This window comes from Mesorhizobium sp. B3-1-7 (genome assembly GCF_006439385.1).
In the GTDB taxonomy this organism is placed as follows: Bacteria; Pseudomonadota; Alphaproteobacteria; order Rhizobiales; family Rhizobiaceae; genus Mesorhizobium.
The window spans coordinates 324,477-347,772 of the sequence record NZ_VFTL01000001.1; the positions used below are offsets into that span (position 1 = coordinate 324,477).

General features: G+C 63.6%; 22 protein-coding genes and 1 pseudogene. All 23 read right to left on the reverse strand.

Annotated features, from left to right (window positions below; all coding sequences use genetic code 11):
• Nucleotides 1-43: 43 nt before the first annotated feature.
• The 23 genes and pseudogenes from pnp to FJ417_RS01605 all read right to left on the reverse strand — a co-directional run bounded on the left by pnp (nt 44) and on the right by FJ417_RS01605 (nt 23,276).
• Nucleotides 44-2,194 (reverse strand): polyribonucleotide nucleotidyltransferase, encoded by a 2,151-nt coding sequence (pnp, locus tag FJ417_RS01490; protein WP_140645332.1) that lies wholly within the window; start codon nt 2,192-2,194, stop codon nt 44-46.
• A gap of 379 nt (nt 2,195-2,573) precedes the next feature.
• Nucleotides 2,574-2,948 (reverse strand): 30S ribosomal protein S15, encoded by a 375-nt coding sequence (gene rpsO, locus FJ417_RS01495; RefSeq protein WP_281405916.1) that lies wholly within the window; start codon nt 2,946-2,948, stop codon nt 2,574-2,576.
• Between the two features lie 84 nt (nt 2,949-3,032).
• The gene (gene corA, locus FJ417_RS01500; RefSeq protein WP_140782211.1) at nt 3,033-4,127 is read right to left on the reverse strand and encodes a magnesium/cobalt transporter CorA; all 1,095 of its coding nucleotides are present in this window, start codon (nt 4,125-4,127) and stop codon (nt 3,033-3,035) included.
• 212 nt (nt 4,128-4,339) lie between these two features.
• Complete coding sequence (gene truB, locus FJ417_RS01505) at nt 4,340-5,299, reverse strand: tRNA pseudouridine(55) synthase TruB (protein WP_140656235.1); 960 nt, start codon at nt 5,297-5,299, stop codon at nt 4,340-4,342.
• Nucleotides 5,300-5,716: a 30S ribosome-binding factor RbfA gene (gene rbfA / locus FJ417_RS01510; protein WP_140782212.1), complete on the reverse strand. Its 417-nt coding sequence runs from the start codon at nt 5,714-5,716 to the stop codon at nt 5,300-5,302.
• 123 nt (nt 5,717-5,839) lie between these two features.
• Nucleotides 5,840-8,419, reverse strand: coding sequence for a translation initiation factor IF-2 (gene infB, locus FJ417_RS01515; RefSeq protein WP_140782213.1), 2,580 nt, complete (start codon nt 8,417-8,419; stop codon nt 5,840-5,842).
• Nucleotides 8,416-9,066, reverse strand: a complete 651-nt coding sequence (locus FJ417_RS01520; protein ID WP_140702755.1) for an RNA-binding protein — start codon at nt 9,064-9,066, stop codon at nt 8,416-8,418. The genes infB and FJ417_RS01520 overlap by 4 nt, the downstream gene beginning before the upstream one ends.
• 38 nt (nt 9,067-9,104) lie before the next feature.
• A complete protein-coding gene (nusA, locus tag FJ417_RS01525) occupies nt 9,105-10,700 on the reverse strand; it encodes a transcription termination factor NusA (protein WP_140645339.1) in 1,596 nt (531 codons plus the stop codon).
• 46 nt (nt 10,701-10,746) lie between these two features.
• Nucleotides 10,747-11,379 carry a ribosome maturation factor RimP gene (gene rimP / locus FJ417_RS01530; protein WP_140782214.1) on the reverse strand — a complete coding sequence of 211 codons (633 nt, stop codon included), beginning with the start codon at nt 11,377-11,379 and terminating at the stop codon, nt 10,747-10,749.
• A gap of 155 nt (nt 11,380-11,534) precedes the next feature.
• Nucleotides 11,535-11,822 carry a type II toxin-antitoxin system RelE/ParE family toxin gene (locus tag FJ417_RS01535; protein WP_140782215.1) on the reverse strand — a complete coding sequence of 96 codons (288 nt, stop codon included), beginning with the start codon at nt 11,820-11,822 and terminating at the stop codon, nt 11,535-11,537.
• Nucleotides 11,819-12,061 (reverse strand): CopG family ribbon-helix-helix protein, encoded by a 243-nt coding sequence (locus tag FJ417_RS01540; RefSeq protein ID WP_181183129.1) that lies wholly within the window; start codon nt 12,059-12,061, stop codon nt 11,819-11,821. The genes FJ417_RS01535 and FJ417_RS01540 overlap by 4 nt, the downstream gene beginning before the upstream one ends.
• A 369-nt stretch (nt 12,062-12,430) precedes the next feature.
• On the reverse strand, nt 12,431-12,955 hold the full coding sequence (locus FJ417_RS01545; protein ID WP_140782217.1) for a GNAT family N-acetyltransferase: 525 nt from the start codon (nt 12,953-12,955) through the stop codon (nt 12,431-12,433).
• A 3-nt stretch (nt 12,956-12,958) separates the two neighbouring features.
• Nucleotides 12,959-13,260, reverse strand: a pseudogene (locus FJ417_RS33010) (DUF1778 domain-containing protein).
• A gap of 60 nt (nt 13,261-13,320) precedes the next feature.
• A complete protein-coding gene (locus FJ417_RS01560) occupies nt 13,321-14,031 on the reverse strand; it encodes a tRNA (guanine(46)-N(7))-methyltransferase TrmB (protein WP_140782220.1) in 711 nt (236 codons plus the stop codon).
• Nucleotides 14,028-15,293, reverse strand: a complete 1,266-nt coding sequence (metK, locus tag FJ417_RS01565; RefSeq protein WP_140645344.1) for a methionine adenosyltransferase — start codon at nt 15,291-15,293, stop codon at nt 14,028-14,030. The genes FJ417_RS01560 and metK overlap by 4 nt, the downstream gene beginning before the upstream one ends.
• Nucleotides 15,294-15,457: 164 nt before the next feature.
• Complete coding sequence (locus FJ417_RS01570) at nt 15,458-15,880, reverse strand: helix-turn-helix transcriptional regulator (protein ID WP_140645345.1); 423 nt, start codon at nt 15,878-15,880, stop codon at nt 15,458-15,460.
• Between the two features lie 140 nt (nt 15,881-16,020).
• Nucleotides 16,021-17,610: an apolipoprotein N-acyltransferase gene (lnt, locus tag FJ417_RS01575; protein ID WP_140782221.1), complete on the reverse strand. Its 1,590-nt coding sequence runs from the start codon at nt 17,608-17,610 to the stop codon at nt 16,021-16,023.
• 176 nt (nt 17,611-17,786) lie between these two features.
• Nucleotides 17,787-18,257, reverse strand: coding sequence for a VOC family protein (locus tag FJ417_RS01580; RefSeq protein ID WP_140782222.1), 471 nt, complete (start codon nt 18,255-18,257; stop codon nt 17,787-17,789).
• Between the two features lie 12 nt (nt 18,258-18,269).
• Nucleotides 18,270-19,346: a hemolysin family protein gene (locus FJ417_RS01585; RefSeq protein WP_140656203.1), complete on the reverse strand. Its 1,077-nt coding sequence runs from the start codon at nt 19,344-19,346 to the stop codon at nt 18,270-18,272.
• 27 nt (nt 19,347-19,373) lie between these two features.
• A complete protein-coding gene (gene ybeY / locus FJ417_RS01590) occupies nt 19,374-19,871 on the reverse strand; it encodes an rRNA maturation RNase YbeY (RefSeq protein ID WP_140782223.1) in 498 nt (165 codons plus the stop codon).
• Nucleotides 19,872-19,882: 11 nt separating this feature from the next.
• Nucleotides 19,883-20,875, reverse strand: coding sequence for a PhoH family protein (locus FJ417_RS01595; RefSeq protein WP_226892268.1), 993 nt, complete (start codon nt 20,873-20,875; stop codon nt 19,883-19,885).
• Nucleotides 20,876-20,928: 53 nt separating this feature from the next.
• Nucleotides 20,929-22,368 carry a tRNA (N6-isopentenyl adenosine(37)-C2)-methylthiotransferase MiaB gene (gene miaB, locus FJ417_RS01600; RefSeq protein WP_140782224.1) on the reverse strand — a complete coding sequence of 480 codons (1,440 nt, stop codon included), beginning with the start codon at nt 22,366-22,368 and terminating at the stop codon, nt 20,929-20,931.
• 107 nt (nt 22,369-22,475) lie between these two features.
• Nucleotides 22,476-23,276: a lysophospholipid acyltransferase family protein gene (locus FJ417_RS01605; RefSeq protein WP_140782225.1), complete on the reverse strand. Its 801-nt coding sequence runs from the start codon at nt 23,274-23,276 to the stop codon at nt 22,476-22,478.
• Nucleotides 23,277-23,296 lie beyond the last annotated feature (20 nt).

The following is a 23,296-nucleotide window of genomic DNA, read 5'->3' on the forward strand; positions in this document are numbered from 1 at the left end:
CGACCTCGCGGCGCGCCCGTCTTGGATTATACGGTAAAACCGATCAGGCGGCGTCTTCCTCGCCGTCCGACTTCTTCTTTTCCTGGACGATTTCCTTGCCGGTCGCCTGGTCGACGACCTTCATCGACAGGCGGACCTTGCCGCGCTCGTCGAAGCCCATCAGCTTGACCCAGACCTTGTCGCCTTCCTTGACGACGTCGGAGGTCTTGGCGACGCGCTCATTGGCGAGCTGCGAGATGTGGACGAGACCGTCGCGCGGGCCGAAGAAGTTGACGAACGCGCCGAAGTCGGCCGTCTTGACGACGGTGCCTTCGTAGATCTCGCCGACTTCCGGCTCGGCGACAATGGTGTGGATCCACTTCTTCGCCGCCTCGATCTCCTTGGCGTTCGCCGAAGCGATCTTGACCGTGCCGTCGTCCTCGATGTTGATCTTGGCGCCGGTCTTCTCGACGATCTCGCGGATCACCTTGCCGCCGGAGCCGATGACGTCGCGTATCTTGTCGGTCGGGATATGCATGACCTCGATGCGCGGCGCGAATTCGCCGAGCTCGGCGCGGGCGCCGGACAGCGCATGCGCCATCTCGCCGAGGATATGCAGGCGGCCATCCTTGGCCTGGGCCAGAGCGATGCCCATGATCTCCTCGGTGATGCCATCGATCTTGATGTCCATCTGCAGCGAGGTGACGCCATTGGCGGTGCCGGCGACCTTGAAGTCCATGTCGCCGAGGTGGTCCTCGTCGCCGAGGATGTCGGAGAGCACCGCGAAGCGCTCGCCTTCCTTGATCAGGCCCATGGCGATGCCGGCGACCGGCTTTGCCAGCGGCACGCCGGCATCCATCAGCGCCAGCGAGGTGCCGCACACGGTCGCCATCGAGGACGAGCCGTTGGACTCGGTGATCTCCGAAACGACGCGCAGCGTGTAGGGGAACTGGTCCGCGCTCGGCAGCATCGGGCGGATGGCGCGCCAGGCGAGCTTGCCGTGGCCGATTTCGCGGCGACCCGGCGAACCCATGCGGCCGGTCTCGCCGACGGAATAGGGCGGGAAGTTGTAGTGAAGGAGGAACTTCTCCTTGTACATGCCGGTCAGCGAATCGACATACTGCTCGTCCTCGCCGGTGCCCAGCGTGGCAACGACCAGCGCCTGGGTCTCACCGCGGGTGAACAGCGCCGAACCATGGGTGCGCGCCAGGACGCCGACTTCCGAAACGATCTTGCGAACGGTCTTGAGATCACGGCCATCAATGCGCGAGCCGGTGTCGAGGATATTCCAGCGCACGACCTTGGCCTGAAGCTCCTTGAACACCGAGCCGATCTGCTCTGAGGTGTGTTTGGCCTCTTCGCCTTCGGCCGGCGCAAACGCGGCCTTGACCTTCGCCTTGACGGCGTCGACGGCGGCATAGCGCTTCTGCTTGTCGGTGATCTTGTAGGCTTCGCGAAGCTCGTCGCCGACGATCTTCAGCATCTCGGCTTCGAGCGCGGAATGATCCGGCGCGGTGAAGTCGCGCGGCTCCTTGGCGGCGACCTCGGCCAGCTTGATGATCGCGTCGATCACAGGCTGGAAGCCCTTGTGGCCGAACACGACGGCGCCGAGCATCAGGTCCTCGGAGAGTTCCTTGGCCTCGGATTCGACCATAAGCACAGCGTCGCCGGTGCCGGCAACGACGAGGTCGAGCTTGGATTCCTGCATTTCGTCGATATGCGGGTTGAGCACATATTCGCCGTTGATGTAGCCGACGCGGGCGCCGCCGATCGGGCCCATGAAGGGCACGCCGGAAAGGGTCAGCGCGGCGGAGGTGGCGACGATCGACAGGATGTCCGGATCGTTCTCGAGATCATGCTGGACGACGGTGACGACGATCTGGGTGTCGTTCTTGTAGCCGTCGGCGAAAAGCGGGCGGATCGGGCGGTCGATCAGGCGAGAAACCAGCGTTTCCTTTTCGCTCGGACGGCCCTCACGCTTGAAGTAGCCGCCCGGGATCTTGCCGGCGGCATAGGTCTTTTCCTGGTAGTTGACGGTAAGCGGGAAGAAATCGAGGCCGGGCTTCGGCTCCTTCATCGAAACGACGGTGGCGAGAACGACCGTCTCGCCATAGGTGGCGAGCACCGCGCCGTCAGCCTGGCGTGCGATCTTGCCGGTTTCCAGGATGAGCGGACGGCCGCCCCATTCGATTTCCACTTTGTGTTGATTGAACATGTCTTGTCCTTCATATGCGGAAAGGGCCGCGCCGTCCTAACGGTCACGGGTTCTCCCTTTCCTGGCTTCTTTCGGGCAGCCACGGGCAAGACAACGGGAGGCTCGTAGGTTCGGCTCATAAGCCAAGCGAGCATCCTGCAATCCTGCCCCATGACCGTCCATGGGGCGGTTCCGAATGGCCCTCTGCGCGTCCGGAACCGTGTTTGGCCGACCGATCGGCCGGCTTGCGCATGACGCCGGAAACCACTGTTTCCAGAACGCGTCCTGCGCGAATGCGAATTTCAAGAGCGCGTCGCGCTCCGCCATTATCGCACCGTATCGACCGATGCGCCAATGCGCGACCGGCGGGCCCTCCGGGGAGGGCCCGCCGGTCAATTCGTCAGCGACGGAGACCGAGCTTGTCGATCAGCGTCTGATAGCGCGCGTCATCCTTGCGCTTGAGGTAGTCAAGCAGGCTGCGGCGCTGGGAGACCAGAGCAAGCAGGCCACGGCGGGAATGGTTATCCTTCTTGTGGTCCTTGAAGTGCTCGGTCAGGTTCTTGATGCGCTCGGAAAGAATGGCAACCTGGACTTCCGGAGATCCGGTGTCGCCCTTGGTGGTTGCGAATTCGGTCATCAATTCGTTCTTGCGGTCGGCAGTAATCGACATCGTGCTTTTCCTTATCTGTTGGAGGAAACGGGACGCCCACAGCCGGGATGTCGTCCAGCAGGGGCCAGTGCAAGCGACGCGTCGGGGCGCGAAGCTGCGGCGCATATAGTGCAATTCCGGAAAAAACACCAGCCCAAATGTCAAGCCGGCTTGTCGCAGGTCTTGCCATGAAAACAAAGGGTTCAGCGGCTATAGCCACTTCTTCCATTTGAAGAAGAAGATCAGTCCGGCAGCGACAAGCGCCATGAACAGAATTGCCGCCGGATAACCGTAATAGGTTTTCAGCTCCGGCATGTTCCAGGGCGAGCTTTCCGGATCGAAATTCATTCCCCAGACGCCGACCAGGAAGGTCAGCGGCATGAAGATCACCGAGACGATCGTCAGATAGGAGATGACGTCGTTGGTGTGGGCCTGGGTCAGCGAGACATGCATTTCGATCAGGCCGGTCAGCATGTCGCGCTGGTTCTCGACCAGTTCGATCAGCCGCAGCGAATGGTCGAGCGTGTCGTTGAAGAAGATCTTGGTCTCCGCCTTCACGAAAGCCACGTCGTTGCGTATCAGCGTCGCCAGCGCGTCGCGCATCGGCCACAGCACTCCTTTGAGCACGTTGGCGTCGCGCCTGAGTTCATGCAGCTGCTGCATCTGGTGCTTGTGCGGTTTGTTCAGCATCTCGTCCTCGATGCCGTCGACCGCTTCGCTCGCCGCTTCGATCGGGGGAAAATAGCTGTCGACGATAGCATCGATCAGCGCATAGGCGAGATAGTCGGCGCCGCGCGAGCGCAGTCGGTTGGGCATCGCACCCGCAATGCGCTTGCGCACCGGATCGAACGGGTCGCCCTCGCGCTCCTGGAAGGTGACGACGAAATTCCCGCCGAAGAACAGCGACATCTGCTCGTAACGATGCGAGGTGATATCGTCGATCATGCGCATGACGACGAAGGCGTGGTCCTCGAAGAAATCCACCTTGGGCCGCTGTCCGGTGTTGACGACATCTTCCAGCGCCAGCGGGTGCAAATTGAAGATGCGGCCGATCTCCTCGATCAGCGGGATATTGGCAAGTCCGGTGCAATCCAGCCAGACGACGGGCCATTTCCCGCAATGGGCGTTGAGATCGTCGATCGAGGCATTGTCGATGGTTTTGTACTTTTCCGGCGAGATCAGCGTCAGCCGAAGCTCGCTGCGCCGCGCCGCCGGATCGGCGATAAGCGTGCCGGGCGACGCCCCGACCGGTGGCCGGCGGGTTTTCAGCGATGCCCGCTTCTTGCCTGCATCAGCCTTGGCCATGAGATATCCTCGGGACTCAGCATTCGGCCGAGATTAGAGCAATTCCAGGAAAACTGCGCAGCGGTTTTCTGTCCGGAATTGCGTAAATAACAAACACTTAATGCATGTCGCCCAGAAGTGTGCAGCGGTTCTGGGACGACGACATGCAGCAAAACAAAGGCTTAAAGCGCGTCGCCTGAATCCGTTTCAGCGCGTCGCGCTTTAGACCGGATTCACCCGACAAAGACCCGCTTGGGCTTGAACATGCCCTGCTCGATGGCGCCGATGGCGACGAGCTTGCCGCGCGCTGTGGCGCAGGCCTCCTCGGCCTCGACCGGTGCGTCGCGGCCGCGAATGATGACGGGATTGCCGAGGCGGATCTTCGTCGCCGCATCGTCGCTGACCGCGACCTGCGGCAGGCAGTCGAGCGCCACCGCCGTTTCGACAAGCAGCGCATCGATGGCGCTGAAATCGATCGGGGCGTCCATTTCGTCCGATTTGTCGTCATTCTTTTCGCCAAAGCGGGCCGCTTCCAGCTCGGCGACCGTGACGAAATCATCCGGCGTGAACGGCTCGACCTCGACGCGGCGCAATTCGGCGATATGGCCGAAGCAGCCGAGGTCGCGGCCCATGTCGCGGGCCAGCGAGCGCACATAGGTGCCCTTGCCGCACTCGACTTCGAAGACGGTCTTGCCGGCATCATGCTCGACGATGTCGAGGCGGCCGATCTCGATTTCGCGCGCCGGGATGTCGACCGTCTCGCCTTCACGGGCAAGGTCATAGGCGCGTTCGCCGGCGATCTTGATGGCCGAGAATTGCGGCGGTGTCTGCATGATGACGCCGGTGTATTTCGGCAGCAGCGCCCTCACCTCCGCCTCGTCCGGCCGACGGTCGGAACTGTTGGTCACCGGGCCTTCGAGGTCGTCGGTCGAGCGCTCCTGCCCCCAAGCGACGGTGAAGCGATAGACCTTGGCGCCGTCCTGCACGTAAGGAACGGTCTTGGTCGCCTCGCCCAAGGCGATCGGCAGCATGCCGGAGGCCAGCGGATCGAGCGTGCCGGCATGGCCGGCCTTCTCGGCCTGGAACAGCCATTTGATCTTGGAGACCGCTTCGGTCGAACCCATGCCGACGGGCTTGTCCAGCACCACCCAGCCGGAGACCGGCCGCCCCTTCTTCTTGCCGCGACGCGCCACCTATTCCTCGTCCTTATCGTTGTTCTTGCCGTCACCGAGATCGCGCGCGACTTCGGGCGATTTCAGCAGCTCATTGATCTTCGCGAAATTGTCGAAGGAGGTATCAAGCCTGAAACGAAACTCCGGCATGTACTTCATCTGCCTGAGCGAGCCGGAAACACGGCCGCGGATGAACTTCGCGTGCCTGTTGAGCGCCTCGATCACGGCGCCGTCGTCGCCTGCGCCAAGCGGCGAGACGAAGGCGGTGGCGATCTTGAGATCGGGCGACATGCGCACCTCGGAGACCGAGACGACGCTGTTCTCGATCACCGGATCGATGATTTCACCGCGCTGCAAGGTCTCGGAAAGGGCATGGCGCACCTGCTCGCCGACGCGCAGCATGCGCTGGGAGGGGCCTGACGGTGTCGAACGGGGCATTTTTCTCTGGTCCTGAAATCGTGAAGCGCGGGATGGGACCGCGCCACATGTCTCAACATGCATAGGGGTCTGGGCGGCAGCCTTTCGGCCGCCGCCTGTTATTATTCGGCAAGTATACCTGAATTAGAGCGTTCTGGTTACCATCTCGATGCGGAAGCACTCGATGACGTCGCCGACACGCATGTCCTCGTAGTTCTGGAAGGCCATGCCGCACTCCTGGCCGCCCGGCACTTCCGAAACCTCGTCCTTGAAGCGCTTCAGCGTCTTCAGCGTGCCTTCGTGGATCACGACGTTGTCGCGGATCAGGCGAACACCCGCGCCACGCTCGACCTTGCCTTCGGTGACACGGCAGCCGGCGATCTTGCCGACCTTGGAGATGTCGAAGATCTCGAGGATCTCGGCATTGCCGATGAAGGTCTCGCGCCGCTCCGGCGAAAGCATACCGGAAAGCGCTGCCTTCACGTCATCGACGAGGTTGTAGATGATCGAGTAGTAGCGGATCTCGATGCCGGCCGCGACTGCGGCCACACGCGCCTGCGCATTGGCGCGGACGTTGAAGCCGATGATCGCCGCTCCGGACGTCTCGGCGAGCGAGACGTCGCTTTCGGTGATGCCGCCGGCACCGGCATGGACGATGCGCGCGCGCACCTCGTCATTGCCGAGCTTTTCAAGTGCGGCATTGATCGCCTCGATCGAACCCTGCACGTCGCCCTTGATGACCAGCGGGAATTCCTTCAATCCGCTCGTCTGCAGCTGCGACATCATCTGCTCGAGCGAGCCGCGCTGGCCGGCATGCCTGGCCACCGCCTTGTCGCGCGCCAGGCGCTGGCGGTATTCGGTGATCTCACGGGCGCGCGCCTCGTTGTTGACGACGGCGAAGCGGTCGCCCGCCTGCGGCGTGCCCTGGAGGCCAAGCACCTCGACCGGCATCGCCGGCGGCGCTTCCGGAACGTGCTCGCCGCGATCGTTGACGAGCGCGCGCACACGGCCCCACTCGTTGCCGGCGACGATGATGTCGCCCGGCATCAGCGTGCCGGTCTGCACCAGCACGGTGGCGACAGGCCCGCGTCCCTTGTCCAGCTGCGCCTCGATAACCGCGCCTTCGGCGGTGCGGTCGGGGTTGGCCTTGAGGTCGAGCACTTCGGCCTGCAGCAGGATCGCTTCCAGCAGCTTGTCGAGATTGGTGCCCTTGGTCGCCGAAACCTCGACGTCCAACACCTCGCCGCCCATCGATTCCACGAACACTTCATGGCGCAGCAGTTCGGTCCGCACCTTCTGCGGGTCGGCGTCATGCTTGTCGATCTTGTTGATCGCCACGATGATCGGCACGCCGGCCGCCTTGGCGTGATTGATCGATTCGATCGTCTGCGGCATCACGCTGTCGTCGGCCGCCACCACCAGCACGGCGATGTCGGTGACCTGCGCGCCGCGGGCGCGCATCGCTGTAAAGGCGGCGTGGCCGGGCGTGTCGATGAAGGTGATCTTCTGACCGTTCTTCTCGATCTGGTAGGCACCGATATGCTGGGTGATGCCGCCGGCCTCGCCCGAGACGACATTGGCGTTACGGATCGCGTCGAGCAGCGAGGTCTTGCCGTGGTCGACATGGCCCATGATGGTCACGACCGGCGGACGCGACACCAGGTCTTCCGGGCGATCGGCGATGTTGAACAGGCCTTCCTCGATGTCGGACTCGGCGACGCGGCGGACCGTGTGGCCGAATTCGGAGGCGACCAGCTCGGCCGTGTCGGCGTCGATGACGTCGCCCGGCTTGAGGATCTGGCCCTGCTTCATGAAGAACTTGACCACGTCCACGGCGCGCTCGGACATGCGCTGCGCCAATTCCTGGATGGTAATGGTTTCGGGCAGGATCACTTCGCGCATGACTTTCTCGCGCGGCTCGTTATGCATCGCGCGTTTGAATTTCTCCTGGCGGCGACGCATCGACGACAGCGAGCGGGCGCGCGCGTCGTCATCCGACAGCGCCGAGTTCAGCGTCAGCTTGCCACGGCGGCGATCTTCCTCGCCCTTTGTCGGCTTGGCCGGCCGCGCCACTTCCGGCGTCGCAAGACGGCGCGGCGGCGCACTCGCCCCGGCGCCGGCGCCGGTACGCCTCGGCTTGGCCTCTTCCTCGTCGTCAGCCGTGACGACATCCGCCGCCAGCGGCGCGCGGCGGCGAGCCTCTTCCTCGGCGCGCCGGCGGGCCTCGGCCTCAGTCTGCAGGCGTGCCTCCTCCTCGGCCTGACGGCGCGCGGATTCGTCACGCTCGCGCTTGCGGCGTTCTTCTTCCTCGGTGCGGCGCTTGGCATCTTCCTGAGCGCGCTGGCGATCCTCGGCCTCGCGGACCTTGGAACCTTCCAGCGCCTTGCGACGCGCTTCCATCTCGCCGCGCGAGAGTTCGTTCAGAACCATGCCGGAACGCTCCGGCGGCGGAGGCGGCGCCTTCGGTGCTTCCTGCACGACAGGGGCGGCGGCAACAGGGGCAGGGGCGGGCTTCGGCGTGAAGACGGACGCAGCCACCGGCTCCGGCTTGTCGCCGGGCAGCGAGAACTTGCGCTTCTTGGTCTCGACCACGACCGACTTGGTGCGGCCATGCGAGAAATTCTGGCGCACGGTGCCCTGCTCGAGGCCGGGGCGCTTCAGCGTCAAGGTCTTCTTCGGCGTAACGCTCAACGTCTTGTCGTCGCCCGATTTCGTATCGTTCATTCCATATCCTCTGCGGCATCATCTTCGTCAGCAACGGCCGCAAGCATTGCCAGATCGTTCGGGGTACCGCCCCGATATCGGTCGAGCGCAACAACGCGCTTCTCAACCGCCTGTCCCGCGTCCTGCGCGAGGACGGCAGCATGTATCACATTTGTACCCCCCAATGCCAAGCTCAACTCGGCTTCAGGGAAAAGTTTGTAGGCAAGGATGGCCGGGCCGCCGAGATGGACGGTTGCCCGCCGTGCCTGACTGATCTTGCGGACACCGTCGTCCGAAGCCTCGGTCGCATGCAGTACCAGAAGCGCTTGGCCGTCGCGCACCGCACCCTCGACCTTGGCGGCGCCAAGAACGACAGCGCCAGCCTTGCGGGCAAGGCCAAGCATACCCAGAGCGGATCTGGAGAGCAGCCCGTCAACCATGCCGCCAAGATCGGTCGGCACGATCACCTGCGCCTTGAAGGCGCGGGCAAACAGGTTCTTCGCCGCTGCCTTCTCGATATGTAGGCGGTCAGCGCTCACCCAACAACCACGGCCGGGCAGGTTTCTCTTGATATCCGGAACGACGGCCGAATCCGGGCCGACGACGAAACGGATCAGTTCATCCGGTTCGGCCTGCCTGCGCGTAACGATGCAAGTGCGATCGTTCATCTCGTCCTGGGGCGGGTTGTGTGCGATGCGGGTTCACCTCACGCACCAACGGCTTCGTCAGCCGCGACTTGTTCGGCTGCAAGCTCGTCTTCGGTGATCCAGCCGGCCTGCTTGCGGGCGGCGAGCACCATCTGCTCGGCATCGGCGCGCGAGACACCGTGGCTGGCAAGCACGCCCGGATAGACCTTGGTCTCGCCGTCCTTGCGCTCTTTCCAGCCGGTCAGATCGTCGGCGGCATAGCCGGCGAAGTCCTCGATCGTCTTCACGCCGTCCTCGCCGAGCGTCACCATCATGGCGGTGGTAACGCCGGGGATCTCGCGCAGCTCGTCCTGGACGCCCAGCGCCTTGCGCTTTTCGTCGTGCTCGGCCTCGATCTTTTCCAGATATTCGCGGGCGCGGGTCTGGATTTCCGAAGCGGTGTCCTCGTCGAAGCCGTCGATCGAGGCGATTTCGCCCGAGTCGACATAAGCGACTTCCTCGACGCTGGTGAAACCTTCGGAGGCGAGCACCTGGCCGACCATCTCGTCGACGTCGAGAGCTTCCATGAAGAGTGCGGAACGCTCGACGAATTCCTTCTGGCGACGCTCGCTCTCTTCCTGCTCGGTCAGGATGTCGATATCCCAGCCGGTCAGCTGCGAGGCAAGCCGCACGTTCTGGCCGCGACGGCCGATGGCCAGCGACAATTGATCGTCCGGCACCACCACCTCGATGCGCTCGGCATCCTCGTCGAGCACCACCTTGGCGACCTCGGCCGGCTGCAGCGCGTTGACGATGAAGGACGCGGCCGATGGCGACCACGGAATGATGTCGATCTTCTCGCCCTGCAATTCGCCGACCACCGCCTGGACGCGGCTGCCGCGCATACCGACGCAGGCGCCGACCGGATCGATCGAGCTGTCGCGCGAGATGACGGCGATCTTGGCGCGCGAGCCTGGATCGCGGGCGACCGACTTGATCTCGATGATACCGTCGTAGATTTCCGGCACTTCCATGGTGAAGAGCTTGGCCATGAACTGCGGATGCGTGCGCGACAGGAAGATCTGCGGCCCGCGCTGCTCGCGGCGCACGTCATAGACATAGGCGCGCACGCGGTCGCCATACTTGTAGTTCTCGCGCGGGATCAGCTCGTCGCGGCGGATGATCGCCTCGCCCCGGCCGAGATCGACGATGACATTGCCGTACTCGACGCGCTTGACGGTGCCGTTGACGATCTCGCCGATGCGATCCTTGTATTCGTCATACTGGCGATCGCGCTCGGCCTCACGCACCTTCTGCACGATGACCTGCTTGGCCGACTGGGCGGCGATGCGGCCGAAATCCATCGGCGGCAGCTGCTCGGCGATGAAGTCGCCGACCTGGGCATCGGGATTGCGCTCGCGGGCCGTGGAAAGCGCGATCTGCGTCGCGTAGTCCTCGACCGCCTCGACCACCTCCATCAGCCGCTGCAGCTTCATCTCGCCGGTGTTCGGGTTGATGTCGGCGCGGATGTTGGTCTCCTGGCCGTAACGAGAGCGCGCCGCCTTCTGGATCGCATCGGCCATGGCGGCGATGACGATCTGCTTGTCGATCGACTTTTCACGCGCGACCGCATCGGCGATCTGCAGCAGTTCAAGCCTGTTGGCGCTTACAACCATTGTCTTTCTCCCGATTTCGCGCCGGGCATACAGCCCGGCTACTCAATCAACTTTCCTGTTCGGTTTCATTTTCCTCGCCGGCGGCGGCGTCTTCCGCTTCGCCTCGGCGCTTCCTGGCTTCCTTGCGCGCCCGGTTGTCCTTCGACAGGGCATCGCGGATGAGATCGTCGGTCAGCACCAGCCGGGCCTCTGCGATCGCGTCGTAAGGCACGCGCACCGTCGGCTCTTCGCCATAGGCCGCCTTGTCGCGCTCGATCAGGATGCCGTCGGCATCCGCCTCGGCGATCTTGCCCTTGAAGCGCTTGCGATCACTGACAAGAACCGATGTCTCCAGCTTGACCAGATGTCCGGTCCAGGCGGCGAAATCCGATTTGCGCACCAGCGGCCGGTCGATGCCTGGCGACGAAACTTCCAGATGATACGCTTTTTCGATCGGATCATCGACATCGAGCGCCGGCGACACGGCGCGGCTGACCTCTTCGCAATCCTCGACGGTCATGGTGCCGTCTTCGCGTTCGGCCATGATCTGCAGCGTCAGCCCGTTCTGGCCGGTCAGTTGCACCCGCACGAGCCGGAAGCCGATGGCCTTGAGCACCGGCTGCACGATCAGCGCAATGCGCGCATCGATGCCGCTTTCGCGGATGATACGGTCGTCGGCCTCGCTTGCCGCTGCAGTCATCAGATCCCTGTCGCTTTTCACTTCCGGCCGGCAGGTAATAAAAAAGAGCGGGACCGGGTGGACCCACTCTTCGTCATACCGACCAAGAATTTGAGGTTGATATAGACGATCCCGAATTGTGTTTCAAGCCTGCAGGCAAAGGCTGGCGGCGGTGTCTACAACTGGCGCGGCCATCGCTGGGCCGCATGCATCACGGTGAGTATCTCGATCTCGCCGCCGACCACGCGGTAGGGAATTATGTATGGCATGTCAGCCAGGACCAGCTCTCGTGTCCCTTTCACCCGCCCGAGCCGCCCCATGGCGGGTTGCTCGGCGAGATTGTCCGCGGAGGAAACGATGCGGGCAACAACCCTCGCCGCGGCTGTTGGATTGTCCTTTTCGATGAAAGCGCCAATCTGGTCGAGACGGCGCACGGCGCGCTGGGTCCAGCGGATCCGCTTCATCGTTCGGACTTGACGTATTTCGCTATGACGCCGGCCAAATCCTTCTCACTTGCAAATTCTCCTCGATCGGCTTCATCAAGGCCGGCCTCGATCTCGGCAAGCTGCCATTCTTCCCTGGCGAGATAGTCTTCGATCGCTTGAGCAGCGACGTAGGAACGGGAGCGATCCACCTTTTCGGCCAATTGGTCGAGCTTGGCCACGGTCTCATCAGGAAGCCGCACGGTAAAGGCACTCATCATCCTGTCTCCATTCTGGTTCACTCTGAATGTTATGGAACCAAAGTGGTTCGTCAAGAACCCGCCTGGACTGCCTGCGTTGCGCGCCGCGCATGGCGGCCATGCAGCCCTTTGTGAACCGACTGTCGTCACCATCTAGGTTGCAGTGCAAAAGAAAGGACGCGCGCGGTGGCGCGTGAAGCTGATCATATGGACCGTGGATTGTTTTTCGTCATCGGCGATTTCTTCAACACATTCGGCAGCGCGGCAACGGCGGCGCGAGCCGTCGAAGGCCGGGCGCAAGCCGCGCCGCAGCGCCCTGAAGCTCGGCATCGATCCGGCCGCTTTCGATCGGATAGGCCACTTCTAGCCTCATAAACGGAAGCCCGACCGTCAACATCTCGCTGAATGGCGGTGGGCGTCCACCAGCGACGCGGCGATTGCCGCGATCGAACGAAATAAGATGAGCGGATCGTCTCTCGTCGGGAGAAATCCCCCGCGCTGCCAGAACTGCGCCGCTTCCGCATCGACTGCATTGATCATCAGCGCACGCCCTCCGATCAGTTCCGCCGCCTGAACGCAGCGCTGAAGGGCATGCTTTACCAAGCCGGTGCCGATGCCGCGCCCAGCCCAACCGGTATCGGTCGCAAGCTGGCCGAGGAGCAGGGCACGGCACCGGGTCGGGCGGTTGCCCGTGCGGACTGACCGGGGCAGGATCGAAGGCACGACGGCCGTCGGCGCCAAACCGTAATATCCAATCACGCCGCCGGCTTCGTGGACGACGAGAACGGCCGTGAAGCCCTTCTCCTGATTGGAAAACGCGTGAGTTTTCAGCCAGTGATCAAGCGCAGGCTTCCCACAGGAGAATCCGGACACGCCGTGAGCTGCCGTAAGCGGTTCGGGCGCCGATAAGACCACCAGTCAGCGCTTCGTCGCATAACCAGCTTCCCAAGGCGCTGACCGCTTTGCCAATTCCACCATGTCGGGGACCGGCGCGGCCGGGGCCGACAGAACCTCCATGAACTCCGCGAACCCTTCCGGGCTCATGCGGACAGGACGGTTATCCATCAGCACATCCTCGGCCGCGCGCGCACGGCGGCATCGCGCACGAAATCCGTGCGGGACCGGCCGCGCAGAGTGGCGGCACGATCGATCATCGCCACGTCCGCTTCCGGCAGGCGCATCGAGATCGGGTATTCCCTGCATTCAACCGAGGCGGCCATAGCTATCTCCAGCCTGCAATGCAGCGATCTGTAGCTCTATATGCAATACAGATCGCCCGATTACTTCCGGATGAACGTCAGATAGGCGGGCCGCCGCCCCTCGCGGATGGCCTTGGCCTCATAGCGCGTGCCGGGCCAACCTTCATAGGGCCGGTGCCAATCGGCGGCATCCCGCACCTGCCATTCAAAGGCGCCACTGGCGCGGCAGGCAAGCAGCGTCCAGTTCACATAGCTGTCGATGTCGGAGGCGAAGCGGAACCTGCCGCCGGATTTCAGCACCCGGGCGAAGCGGCCGAGATTGGCGGCGCCGACGAAGCGTCGCTTCCAATGCTTCTTCTTGGGCCATGGATCGGGATAGAGCAGATCAATGCCGTCGAGCGAGGCTTCCGGCAGCCAGTCGAGCAGGCGCGTGGCGTCGTCGTCATAGACTCTCAGATTGGCAAGCGGCGTCTTGCCAAGCGCCGTCATCATCTTGGCCATGCCGTTGACGAAGGGTTCGACGCCGATGAAGCCGGTTGCCGGCGCTTCCGCGGCGCGATGCAACAGATGCTCACCGCCGCCGAAGCCGATTTCCAGTTGGAGCGCCGAAACCTGTGCCTTGAACAAGGTCCTGAGATCAGCCCGCGCTTGCGCCGTCAGGTCGACCCGGTATTCGCGCAGGCCGCCTTCGAGGGCGATCGCCTGCTGAGGGCGTATAGTCTTGCCGTGCCGGCGACCGAAGAAGCCTTCGGTCGCCCGGCTTGGCCTGTCCCTTGCGTCCGCTGGCGTCAGGCGGCGACGGCGTCCTTGAGCGCCTTGGCGAGATCGGTCTTTTCCCAGGAGAAGGAGCCGTCGCGACCGGCCTTGCGGCCGAAATGGCCGTAGGACGAGGTTTTTGCATAGATCGGCTTGTTGAGGTCGAGATGACGGCGGATGCCCGACGGCGACAGGTCCATGACCTTGCGCAGCGCATCCTCGAGCTTCGATTCGTCCACCTTTCCGGTGCCGTGCAGGTCGACATAGACCGACAGCGGCTGGGCGACGCCGATGGCGTAGGAGAGCTGGATGGTGCAGCGGTCGGCAAGCTTGGCCGCCACCACGTTCTTGGCAAGGTAGCGCGCCGCATAGGCGGCCGAGCGGTCGACCTTGGTGGTGTCCTTTCCCGAGAAGGCGCCGCCGCCATGGGGCGCCGCGCCACCATAGGTGTCGACGATGATCTTGCGGCCGGTGAGGCCGGCATCGCCGTCAGGCCCGCCGATGACGAACTTGCCGGTCGGGTTGATGTACCAGTTGCAGTCCTCGGCGATCTTCAGGTCGCCAAGCGCCTCGCGGATATAGGGCTCGACCACTTTGCGGACCTTCTTGGAGTCCCAGCTCGTATCGAGATGCTGGGTGGAGAGCACGATCTGCGTGACTTCCGCCGCCTTGCCGTCGGCATAGCGCACGGTGACCTGGCTCTTGGCGTCCGGGCCGAGCTTGCCGGCCTCGCCATTGCCTTCATGGCGTGCCGCCGCCAGCAGTTCGAGAATCTTGTGGCTGTAATAGATCGGCGCCGGCATGAGGTCGGGCGTCTCGCGGCAGGCGTAGCCGAACATGATGCCCTGGTCGCCCGCGCCTTCCTCGCCCTGGCGGTCGGCGGCATTGTCGACGCCCTGGCCGATGTCGGGCGACTGGCCATGCAGCAGCACGTCGATCTTGGCGGTCTTCCAGTGGAAGCCGGATTGCTCGTAGCCGATCTCGCGGATCGCCTTGCGGGCAACCGACTTGAACTTGGCCGGGTTGACCACAGGGTGGCCGGACGCATCCTTGAGGACGTTGCCCGCCTTGTCCTTCTTCAAAAGCGTGTCGGGGACGCGGACCTCGCCGGCGATGACGACACGGTTGGTGGTGGCCAGTGTCTCGCAGGCGACGCGCACCTTCCACGGATCCATGCCCGTCTTCTTGGCTTCGCGATAGACCAGATCGACGATCTCGTCGGAGATGCGGTCACAAACTTTGTCGGGATGACCCTCGGAGACGGATTCCGAGGTGAAGAGATAATTCTGCCGCGTCACGGGTGTCCCCTCTTGAAAAAAGATCGGCAGGCTGCCGATTTTGGCGCGCCACGTGTTAGCGGTGCCGGGCGCCGCTCGTCAAGCGGCGCGACGGATCTGGCATGAATGTAGGTAAGGCCGGCTATGCCACCGGCGGCAGAGCGCCGCCGGTGGCATCGGTAAAATCAATCGGCGTCTTCCGCGGAGAGCGCCTTGACCAGATCGATGATCCGGCGGCGCACCTTGACGTCGCCGATCTTGACGAAAGCCCGGTTGAGCTGAAGTCCCTCGGGACTGCCGCAGAATTCGATGGCGAACGCCATCGAGGAGTCTTCCGCAAATCCTCGATTGCCGCCGCCGGCCTCCTCGCCCGGGGCATCCTCGAAGAAGAAGGCGACAGGAACGCTCAGGATGGACGCGATCGCCTGCAGACGGCTGGCGCCAACCCTGTTCGTGCCCTTTTCGTACTTCTGGATCTGCTGAAAGGTGATGCCGAGATTTTCACCCAGCTTTTCCTGGCTCATTCCAAGCATATTGCGACGCAGCCGGATGCGACTCCCGACATGGATGTCGATCGGATTCGGCTTCTTCTTGTTCTCTTCTGTCATTTTTTCCTCGCCGAATTTTTCCGGCTTTTTCTATTTTGTTCCGCCCATATGAAGCCGGAGCCACCTGCCCCAACAGAACCCTCCAACCGACTTCGAGAAAATTTTAGGCGTTACAGTATGAGTTTCTAATGTGCCGACTGTCAATTCACCCGTAGCCGCTGCCTTACATTCAATGTGAGGGCAATCAGCGCTAACAGCAACATGATCAGCAATCCGTTAATGCGCCGCTGTTTCGCAGACAGGAGGGCGCGCCCAGAAACCGGCACATGCGCGTCGATGGCGCCGCGCGCGTCGACGGCAAGCGCGTCGATAATGCGCCCGCGCGAATCGACCACTGCGGAGATGCCATTGTTGGCCGCGCGCAGCAGCGGCAATCCATTCTCCACTGCCCGAACCTGCGCCTGCCTGAAGTGCTGATACGGGCCTGGCGTGTCGCCAAACCAGGCGTCGTTGGTGACGTTCACGATTACGTCAGATGACGCAGAGTCGGCGGCGACGAGATCGGGAAAGATAACCTCGTAGCAGATGAACGGCGCGGCACGCAGGCCGCCCGGCACGGCGATCGGATGGCGCTCGTTGCCAGCGGCGAAATTCATCGGTCCGGCGACGAGCTGGCCTATGCCGAAGCGTTCGAACAGGTCGGCGAAGGGCAGATATTCGCCGAAGGGCACCAGATGCACCTTGTCGACGGCATCGACGATCTCGCCCTTGTCGTTGATCGCCACCACGGAATTGTAATAACGGCTGCCGGCATTCGCCGATCCGCCCTCCTCGCGCACGACACCGGCAATCAGCATCTGGCCGTCGGTCAGCATGTCGCCCAGTGCTGTCAGCGCGTCCGGACGTTCGGTGAAGAGAAACGGCACCGATGTCTCCGGCCACAGAATGAGCTGGGGCTTGGCGTGACTTTCTTCGGGTGCTTTCCCCGATATCCCCAGCAAAGTCGCGAAGATGCGGTCGCGCACCGAGGCGTCCCATTTTTCGCTGAGGTCGACCGCGGGCTGGACGATGCGGACGTCGATGGATCGTGTCGCCGGCTCGGCGGGCATGGCGAGCCTGAAATAGCCGAAGCCGACATGGGCGGCGGCGAGGACGACGAACAGGGCAACGCCCAGCCTCAGATGCCGGCGCGCCGCGACCAGCGCCGGCAGCGAAAACAGGAAGACCGCGAGCGCGTTCATGCCGATCATGCCGGTCACCGACACGCTCTGCATCAGGAGCGGCACAGGCATCGCCGCGTAGCCGACGGCGTTCCAGGGAAAGCCGGTGAAGAGGAAGTCGCGCAACCATTCGGCAAGGCCGAACCCGAAGGCAAGGGCGGCGATGCGGCCGATATCGCTGCTCCAGAACAGCCGCGCCACCACGGTGGCAAAGCCATAGAAAAAGGCCAGCGCGAAGGGGATGCCGACGACGGCGAAGGGCAAGGCCCAGGCGAAATTGTCGGCCTCGACCAGCAAGGCCTGGCCGATCCACCAGAGACCGGCGAGGAAGTAGCCGAAGCCGAACCACCAGCCTGTTGCGAAAGCCGGCCGCAGGCGCCGGAACCAGCCATCGGAAGCCTCGCCGGTGGCGCCGTCGAGCAGCCAGACCAGGACCGGGAACGAAACGAAGCAGACGGCGAAGAAATCGTAAGGCGCCTGGGCAAGCACCGCCAGCGCTCCGGCGGCAAACGCCACCAGCGCCCGCCGCCATCCCCACAGCAGAATTATCCGGCCGGTAAAGCGCTGCATCCAGCTTCCCAAGTCGCGCGAATCAGGAAGCTAGAGGTTTAACAGGCTAGGCCCGGCGTTCCAAACCCAGATAAGCGCGGCCTGACACACGGTCGCGCTATCGCGGGAATCCCGCCATAGCCCTTTGTTTAGCGGCATTTCTGCAACGCCAAGCGGTTCCGCTTGGTTGCAAAGGCTCAGCGGTGCCAGCCCTGGATGCGCAGGCCACTCAGTCGCTCAGCCTCGTCCTTGGGGACAACGCGCACGGTGCGGGTGAATGTCCAGACATGGCCTTCGAGGTCACGAGCGCGGTATTGGCGCTCGCCGTAGAAATGGTCGGCGGGCTCCTCGACGATCTGCGCGCCCGCCGCGCGCGCTTGCTCGCAATGCGCGTCGATATCTTGCTGCAGGCGCACATAGACGGCCTGCGTGTTCTTGCCGCCGACGGAGGCCGGGCTGGCGATATGCTCATCCCATTCGGAATCGACGATGATATAGCCGTCGCCAAAACGCATTTCGGCATGCACCAGCCGACCGTCGGTATCGCTGACCAGCATGCTCGGCTCGAAGCCGAAAGCCGCCTGCAGCCAGATCAATGCCGCGCGTGGATCCTTGTAGAAAACACCCGAACCCAAAACCGCGTGCTTGAACGGATCGTCCATCGCCATCGGACGGCGATATCAGGCCTGTTCGGTGCGGGCCGCGCGGCGGCGCTGGCGCTCGCCCTTCTGGCTCTGCACGATGCGCACGCGCTTGACGCGGCGCGGGTCGGCGTCGAGCACGTGGAACTCGAAGCCGGGAATGGCCTGCACGACTTCGCCCCTGGCCGGGACGCGGCCGAGCGTGTTGAAGATCATCCCGCCGATCGTATCGACATATTCGCCATGCTCGCCGGCGGCGAAATCCTCGCCGATCATCTTGGCGACCTCGTCGATCTCGGCCTTGCCGTCGACGACGAAGACGCCGTCGCCGGTCTGCGTGACCATCGGCTCGTCGTCGTCATGCTCGTCCTCGATGTCGCCGACCACCATCTCGACGATATCCTCCAGCGAGGCGAGACCGTCGGTGCCGCCATATTCGTCGATGACCAGCGCCATCTGCGTGCGGTTCGTCTGCATGCGCCCCATCAGGTCGGAGGCAAGCATCGAGGGTGGCACGAACAGCACCGGGCGGATCAGGCTGAGATCGCCGATGGTACGCGCAAGGTCGACCTGGGCAAGGTCGAGCGCGGTCGACGCCGGCGTCTTCGCTCTGCTGCGGCCCTTCTTGACGCGGGCGAGCTTGGTGATGTGGGCGAGCACGTCGCGGATGTGGACCATGCCGCGCGGATCGTCCAGCGTCTCGGAATAGACCGGCATGCGCGAATGGCCGGATTGCTCGAAAAGGCCGAGCAGATCGCCAAGCGTCGTGTTGATCTCGACCGCCTCGATATCGGCGCGCGGCACCATAACATCCTCGACCCGGACTTCGCGCAGGCGAAGGATGTTGTTGAGCATGGCGCGTTCGCCGGGCGAGAAGGCGCCGGCATCGGTCGCCGTTTCCGCGAGCGCGCCGGCAATCTCTTCGCGCAGGCTGGTGCCGTTGCGGTGCCGGAACAGGCCGAGCACGCGGTCGAAGAGCGAAGGACCGGCATGCGTCGGCTCTGCGGCCGCGCTGCCGGCGGGAATACTCGGACTGGAGCCCTCTTCCGTCTTCTCGGAAGGCTTGGCAGCACTGCCGGCGTCCGGACGGGCGGCAGTTTCTGGTGTGTCGTTCATCGCCATCGGGTCAATTGAGCTTTTTTGTTACGCGTAGGGATCGGGAATGGCAAGCCTCGCAAGCGCCGCGCGCTCGATCGCTTCCATCTCCTCCGCCTCAGCGTCGGTCTCGTGATCATGGCCCAAAAGATGCAGCAGGCCATGGATAACGAGATGGGTGATATGGTTTTCAATCGGCTTGTCTTCCAGAGCGGCCTCGCGCGCAACCGTCCCGGAAGCCAGCACGATATCGCCCAGCATCGGCGGCAGCTCGCCGCCTTTCGGAAAGGAAAAAGCCGGGAAAGACAAGACGTTGGTGGGCTTGTCCTTGCCGCGCCACTCGGCATTGAGCGTCCGGATATGGGCATCGTCGGAAAAGACGACGCTGAGCTCGGAGGCGCCGCCCGCGCCGGTCTCGGCAAAAGCGGCCGCAACGGCGCGATCGACGAGGCGTGTCAATTCGGCTTCCGCGGGCCAAGCGCCTGCCTCGACGAAAATATCGATATCGACCGGCGCTTCGCCGCCAAATTCCGGATTTTGAGCCATAGGGCCTATAGTCAGCTTTCGGCGCCCAAGCCTCGCGCCAGCTTGCCGTCGCGGTCATAAGCCTTGACGATCTCGGCAACCAGCGGGTGGCGCACCACATCGCCTTCGTTGAAGCGGACGGTGACGATGCCGGGCACGCCGTCGAGGACGCGCAGCGCCTCGACTAGGCCAGACTTGGTGTTGGGCGGAAGGTCGATCTGGGTCGGATCGCCGGTGACGATCATGCGGGAGTTCTCGCCGAGACGGGTCAGGAACATCTTCATCTGCATCGGCGTGGTGTTCTGCGCCTCGTCGAGGATCACCGCCGCATGCGCCAGCGTGCGGCCGCGCATGAAGGCCAAGGGCGCGATCTCGATCACTTCGGCGGCGATCGCCCGCTCGACCTTGTCGGCCGGCATCATGTCGTAAAGCGCGTCGTACAGGGGCCTGAGATACGGGTCCACCTTCTCCTTCATGTCGCCGGGCAGGAAGCCCAGCCGCTCGCCGGCCTCGACGGCCGGACGCGACAGGATGATGCGCTCGACCATGCCGCGTTCTAGCAGCATCGCCGCATGCGCCACCGCCAGATAGGTCTTGCCGGTGCCAGCGGGACCGATGCCGAACACCATTTCGGAGCGTTCCAGCGCCCGCATATAGGCATCCTGGTTGAGCGAGCGGGCATAGATCGTCTTCTTGCGTGTCGCGATCTGGGCGGCCGAAACCTTGCCCTTGCGCTCCATCGTCGGCAGGGTCAGCTGGTCGTCGGCGGCAATCGCCATGCGTACGGCGCCGTCGACATCCGACTGGCCAATGTCGACGCCCTTCTGCAGGATGCCGTAGAGGGTGTCCAGCGCGCGGCGCGCCTGTTCGGCGGCGGCGGCCGAGCCCTTGATCGTCAGCTGATTGCCGCGCGAGCGGATGTCGACGCCGAGCTTCTGCTCGAGCCTGGCGAGGTTCTCATCGAACTGGCCGTAAAGGGCGCTGGCTAGCTTGTTGTTGTCGAAGGTCAGTACGATGTGCGCCATGTCGGAGGCCCCGGACGCCTGGTTCTGGGGCGGATTCTTCAGTTCAGCAGCGCTCAACCGTCTCTCCTCATCTGCCGAGGTCGCCAGACCAATTCGGCGAACAGGCTGTTGTAGCCCGTCCTTGTGATTCGTACGTCGATAATGTCACCGATTCCGCCGGCCTTGTCGTCAACAATAACCGGCTGCAGCCACGGTGAACGGCCTACTTTCTGGCCGGCCTGTCGGCCAGGCTTCTCGATCAGCGTGCCGATGGTCTTGCCGACCAGGCTCAAGCCGAAATCCTGCTGCTGCCTCAGGAGCAGCGCCTGAAGGCGTTGCAGCCGTTCGTCCTTCACCGCCTCGGCCACGTGGTCGCTCATCTCAGCGCCCGGCGTGCCGGGGCGAGGCGAATATTTGAACGAGAAAGCCGAGGCATAGTTCACTTCGCGCACCAGCTGCAGCGTCGCTTCGAAGTCGGCATCGGTCTCGCCGGGGAAACCGACGATGAAGTCGCCGGACATGGCGATGTCGGTTCGGGCGGCGCGGATGCGCTCGATAAGCGCGAGATAGTCGCGCGCCGTATGCCGGCGGTTCATCGCCTTGAGAATGCGATCCGAGCCGGACTGCACGGGCAGATGCAGATAGGGCATCAGCGCCGGCAGATCGCGGTGCGCGGCGACCAGTTCGTCGTCCATGTCGCGCGGATGGCTGGTGGTGTAGCGCAGCCGCGCCAGGCCGGGGATTTCCGCCAGGCGGAACAGCAGGCGGCCGAGCCCCCATTCCTTGCCATTTTCGCCGACACCATGCCAGGCGTTGACGTTCTGGCCGAGCAAGGTCACCTCGCGCACGCCCGCCTCGGCCAGGCGCTCGGCCTCGGCGACGATCTGCGCCACCGGGCGCGAAACCTCGGAGCCGCGCGTATAAGGCACGACGCAGAAGGTGCAGAACTTGTCGCACCCCTCCTGCACCGTCAGGAAGGCGGTGACGCCGCGCTTTGCCAATTCGGCGCGCTTGGGCTGCGGCAGATGCTCGAACTTGTCCTCGATGGCGTATTCGGTCTCGACGATCTTTTCGCCGCCGCGGACCCGGGCCAGCACGTCGGGCAGCCGGTGATAGGTCTGCGGGCCGATGACCAGATCGACCGCCGGCGCACGGCGGATGATCTCGGCGCCTTCGGCCTGCGCCACGCAGCCGGCGACGCCGATCAAGAGCTCGCGGCCGGCCACGGCGCGTTCGGCTTTCATGTCGCGGATGCGGCCAAGCTCGGAATAGACCTTTTCCGCCGCCTTTTCGCGGATATGGCATGTGTTGAGCAGCACCAGATCGGCGTCTTCGACGACGTCGGTGGCGACATAGCCGTCGGCGGCCAGCGCATCGGTCATGCGCTGGGAATCGTAGACATTCATCTGGCAGCCATAGGTCTTGACGAAGACCTTTTTCGCCGTGCGGTCAGTGCCGGCCGAGCGCTCGGCCGCAGTGCCGATGCCGTGGCTTTCAATCGTGTTCAATTCCATCGGGCGGCTTCTAGCGCCTTTCCGTGACAAAAAACAGACGATTCTGCCCGCGGCGCGTCGCGCCGCCTTGTTCCAAAACCGTTACAGGCCTTTGGGCGACATACCAATCAGCGGCTCTTTGCCGGGTCGGCGAGGATGGCCTGCATCATCTCGCGCACCTTGGCTTCCATCAACCTTGCCGTCTCCTTGCGGTTCGAACCCTTGGAGAACGGCACCGGCTCGCCGAAATGCACCTCGGCATCGATCGCCCCTTCGGCAAGCAAGGTTTTCAGGTGCGGCATCAGATCCTGGTCGCCGATCCAGGCGGTCATCGGCCGATGGCGGCGTCCCATAGGCATGCCGTGCAGGCGCGTGTAGGCGATCGCCACGGGCTGGATGAAGACCTGTTCGGCCGCCCCTTCCGAAATCGCCATGGAGGCCGCGCCGAACAGCGTGCTCTTGAACGGCAGCACGAGGTTGCCGTCGCCGGTCGAGCCTTCGGCGAACAGCACCATGGCATCGCCCTTGGCCATGCGCCTGGCAATCTGGCTTGCTTGGTCGCCGGAAGTGCGCTTGCGCTCGCGCTCGATGTAGACGGTGCGCTGCAGCTTGGACAGCATGCCGATCAGCGGCCAGCCCTCCATGTCGGCCCTGGCGATGAATTTCACATCGACAAAGGAGGCGAGCACCATGATGTCGGTCCAGGAAATGTGGTTGGCCGCGACAAGCAGCGGACGTTCCCTGGCCAGCGCGCCCTTCACATGCACCCGCATGCCGAGCGCCCGCAGGATCATGCTGTGCCAGATTTTGAGAATGAAGGTTTCGGGCCACAGCCCCGTCTTCATCGACAGCATCTGCAGCGGCACCAGCACCAGCGAACAGCCGACGACATAGGCGAGCGCCAGGAAAATCCGCAATTTCTTGATCATTCGCTCCGGCCCTATCGCGC

Coding starts and splice junctions, on each gene's coding strand:
- FJ417_RS01585 (WP_140656203.1), bottom strand. CDS start 19,346: ATGAACGACACACCAGAAACTGCCGCCCGTCCGGACGCCGGCAGTGCT.
- FJ417_RS01580 (WP_140782222.1), bottom strand. CDS start 18,257: ATGGCGATGGACGATCCGTTCAAGCACGCGGTTTTGGGTTCGGGTGTT.
- rpsO (WP_281405916.1), bottom strand. CDS start 2,948: ATGCGCCGCAGCTTCGCGCCCCGACGCGTCGCTTGCACTGGCCCCTGC.
- rimP (WP_140782214.1), bottom strand. CDS start 11,379: ATGACTGCAGCGGCAAGCGAGGCCGACGACCGTATCATCCGCGAAAGC.
- infB (WP_140782213.1), bottom strand. CDS start 8,419: ATGAACGATACGAAATCGGGCGACGACAAGACGTTGAGCGTTACGCCG.
- FJ417_RS01540 (WP_181183129.1), bottom strand. CDS start 12,061: ATGATGAGTGCCTTTACCGTGCGGCTTCCTGATGAGACCGTGGCCAAG.
- FJ417_RS01605 (WP_140782225.1), bottom strand. CDS start 23,276: ATGATCAAGAAATTGCGGATTTTCCTGGCGCTCGCCTATGTCGTCGGC.
- miaB (WP_140782224.1), bottom strand. CDS start 22,368: ATGGAATTGAACACGATTGAAAGCCACGGCATCGGCACTGCGGCCGAG.
- corA (WP_140782211.1), bottom strand. CDS start 4,127: ATGGCCAAGGCTGATGCAGGCAAGAAGCGGGCATCGCTGAAAACCCGC.
- ybeY (WP_140782223.1), bottom strand. CDS start 19,871: ATGGCTCAAAATCCGGAATTTGGCGGCGAAGCGCCGGTCGATATCGAT.
- FJ417_RS01595 (WP_226892268.1), bottom strand. CDS start 20,875: ATGGCGCACATCGTACTGACCTTCGACAACAACAAGCTAGCCAGCGCC.
- pnp (WP_140645332.1), bottom strand. CDS start 2,194: ATGTTCAATCAACACAAAGTGGAAATCGAATGGGGCGGCCGTCCGCTC.
- FJ417_RS01535 (WP_140782215.1), bottom strand. CDS start 11,822: ATGAAGCGGATCCGCTGGACCCAGCGCGCCGTGCGCCGTCTCGACCAG.
- rbfA (WP_140782212.1), bottom strand. CDS start 5,716: ATGCCCCGTTCGACACCGTCAGGCCCCTCCCAGCGCATGCTGCGCGTC.
- lnt (WP_140782221.1), bottom strand. CDS start 17,610: ATGCAGCGCTTTACCGGCCGGATAATTCTGCTGTGGGGATGGCGGCGG.
- FJ417_RS01520 (WP_140702755.1), bottom strand. CDS start 9,066: ATGAACGATCGCACTTGCATCGTTACGCGCAGGCAGGCCGAACCGGAT.
- FJ417_RS01570 (WP_140645345.1), bottom strand. CDS start 15,880: ATGACAGAAGAGAACAAGAAGAAGCCGAATCCGATCGACATCCATGTC.
- nusA (WP_140645339.1), bottom strand. CDS start 10,700: ATGGTTGTAAGCGCCAACAGGCTTGAACTGCTGCAGATCGCCGATGCG.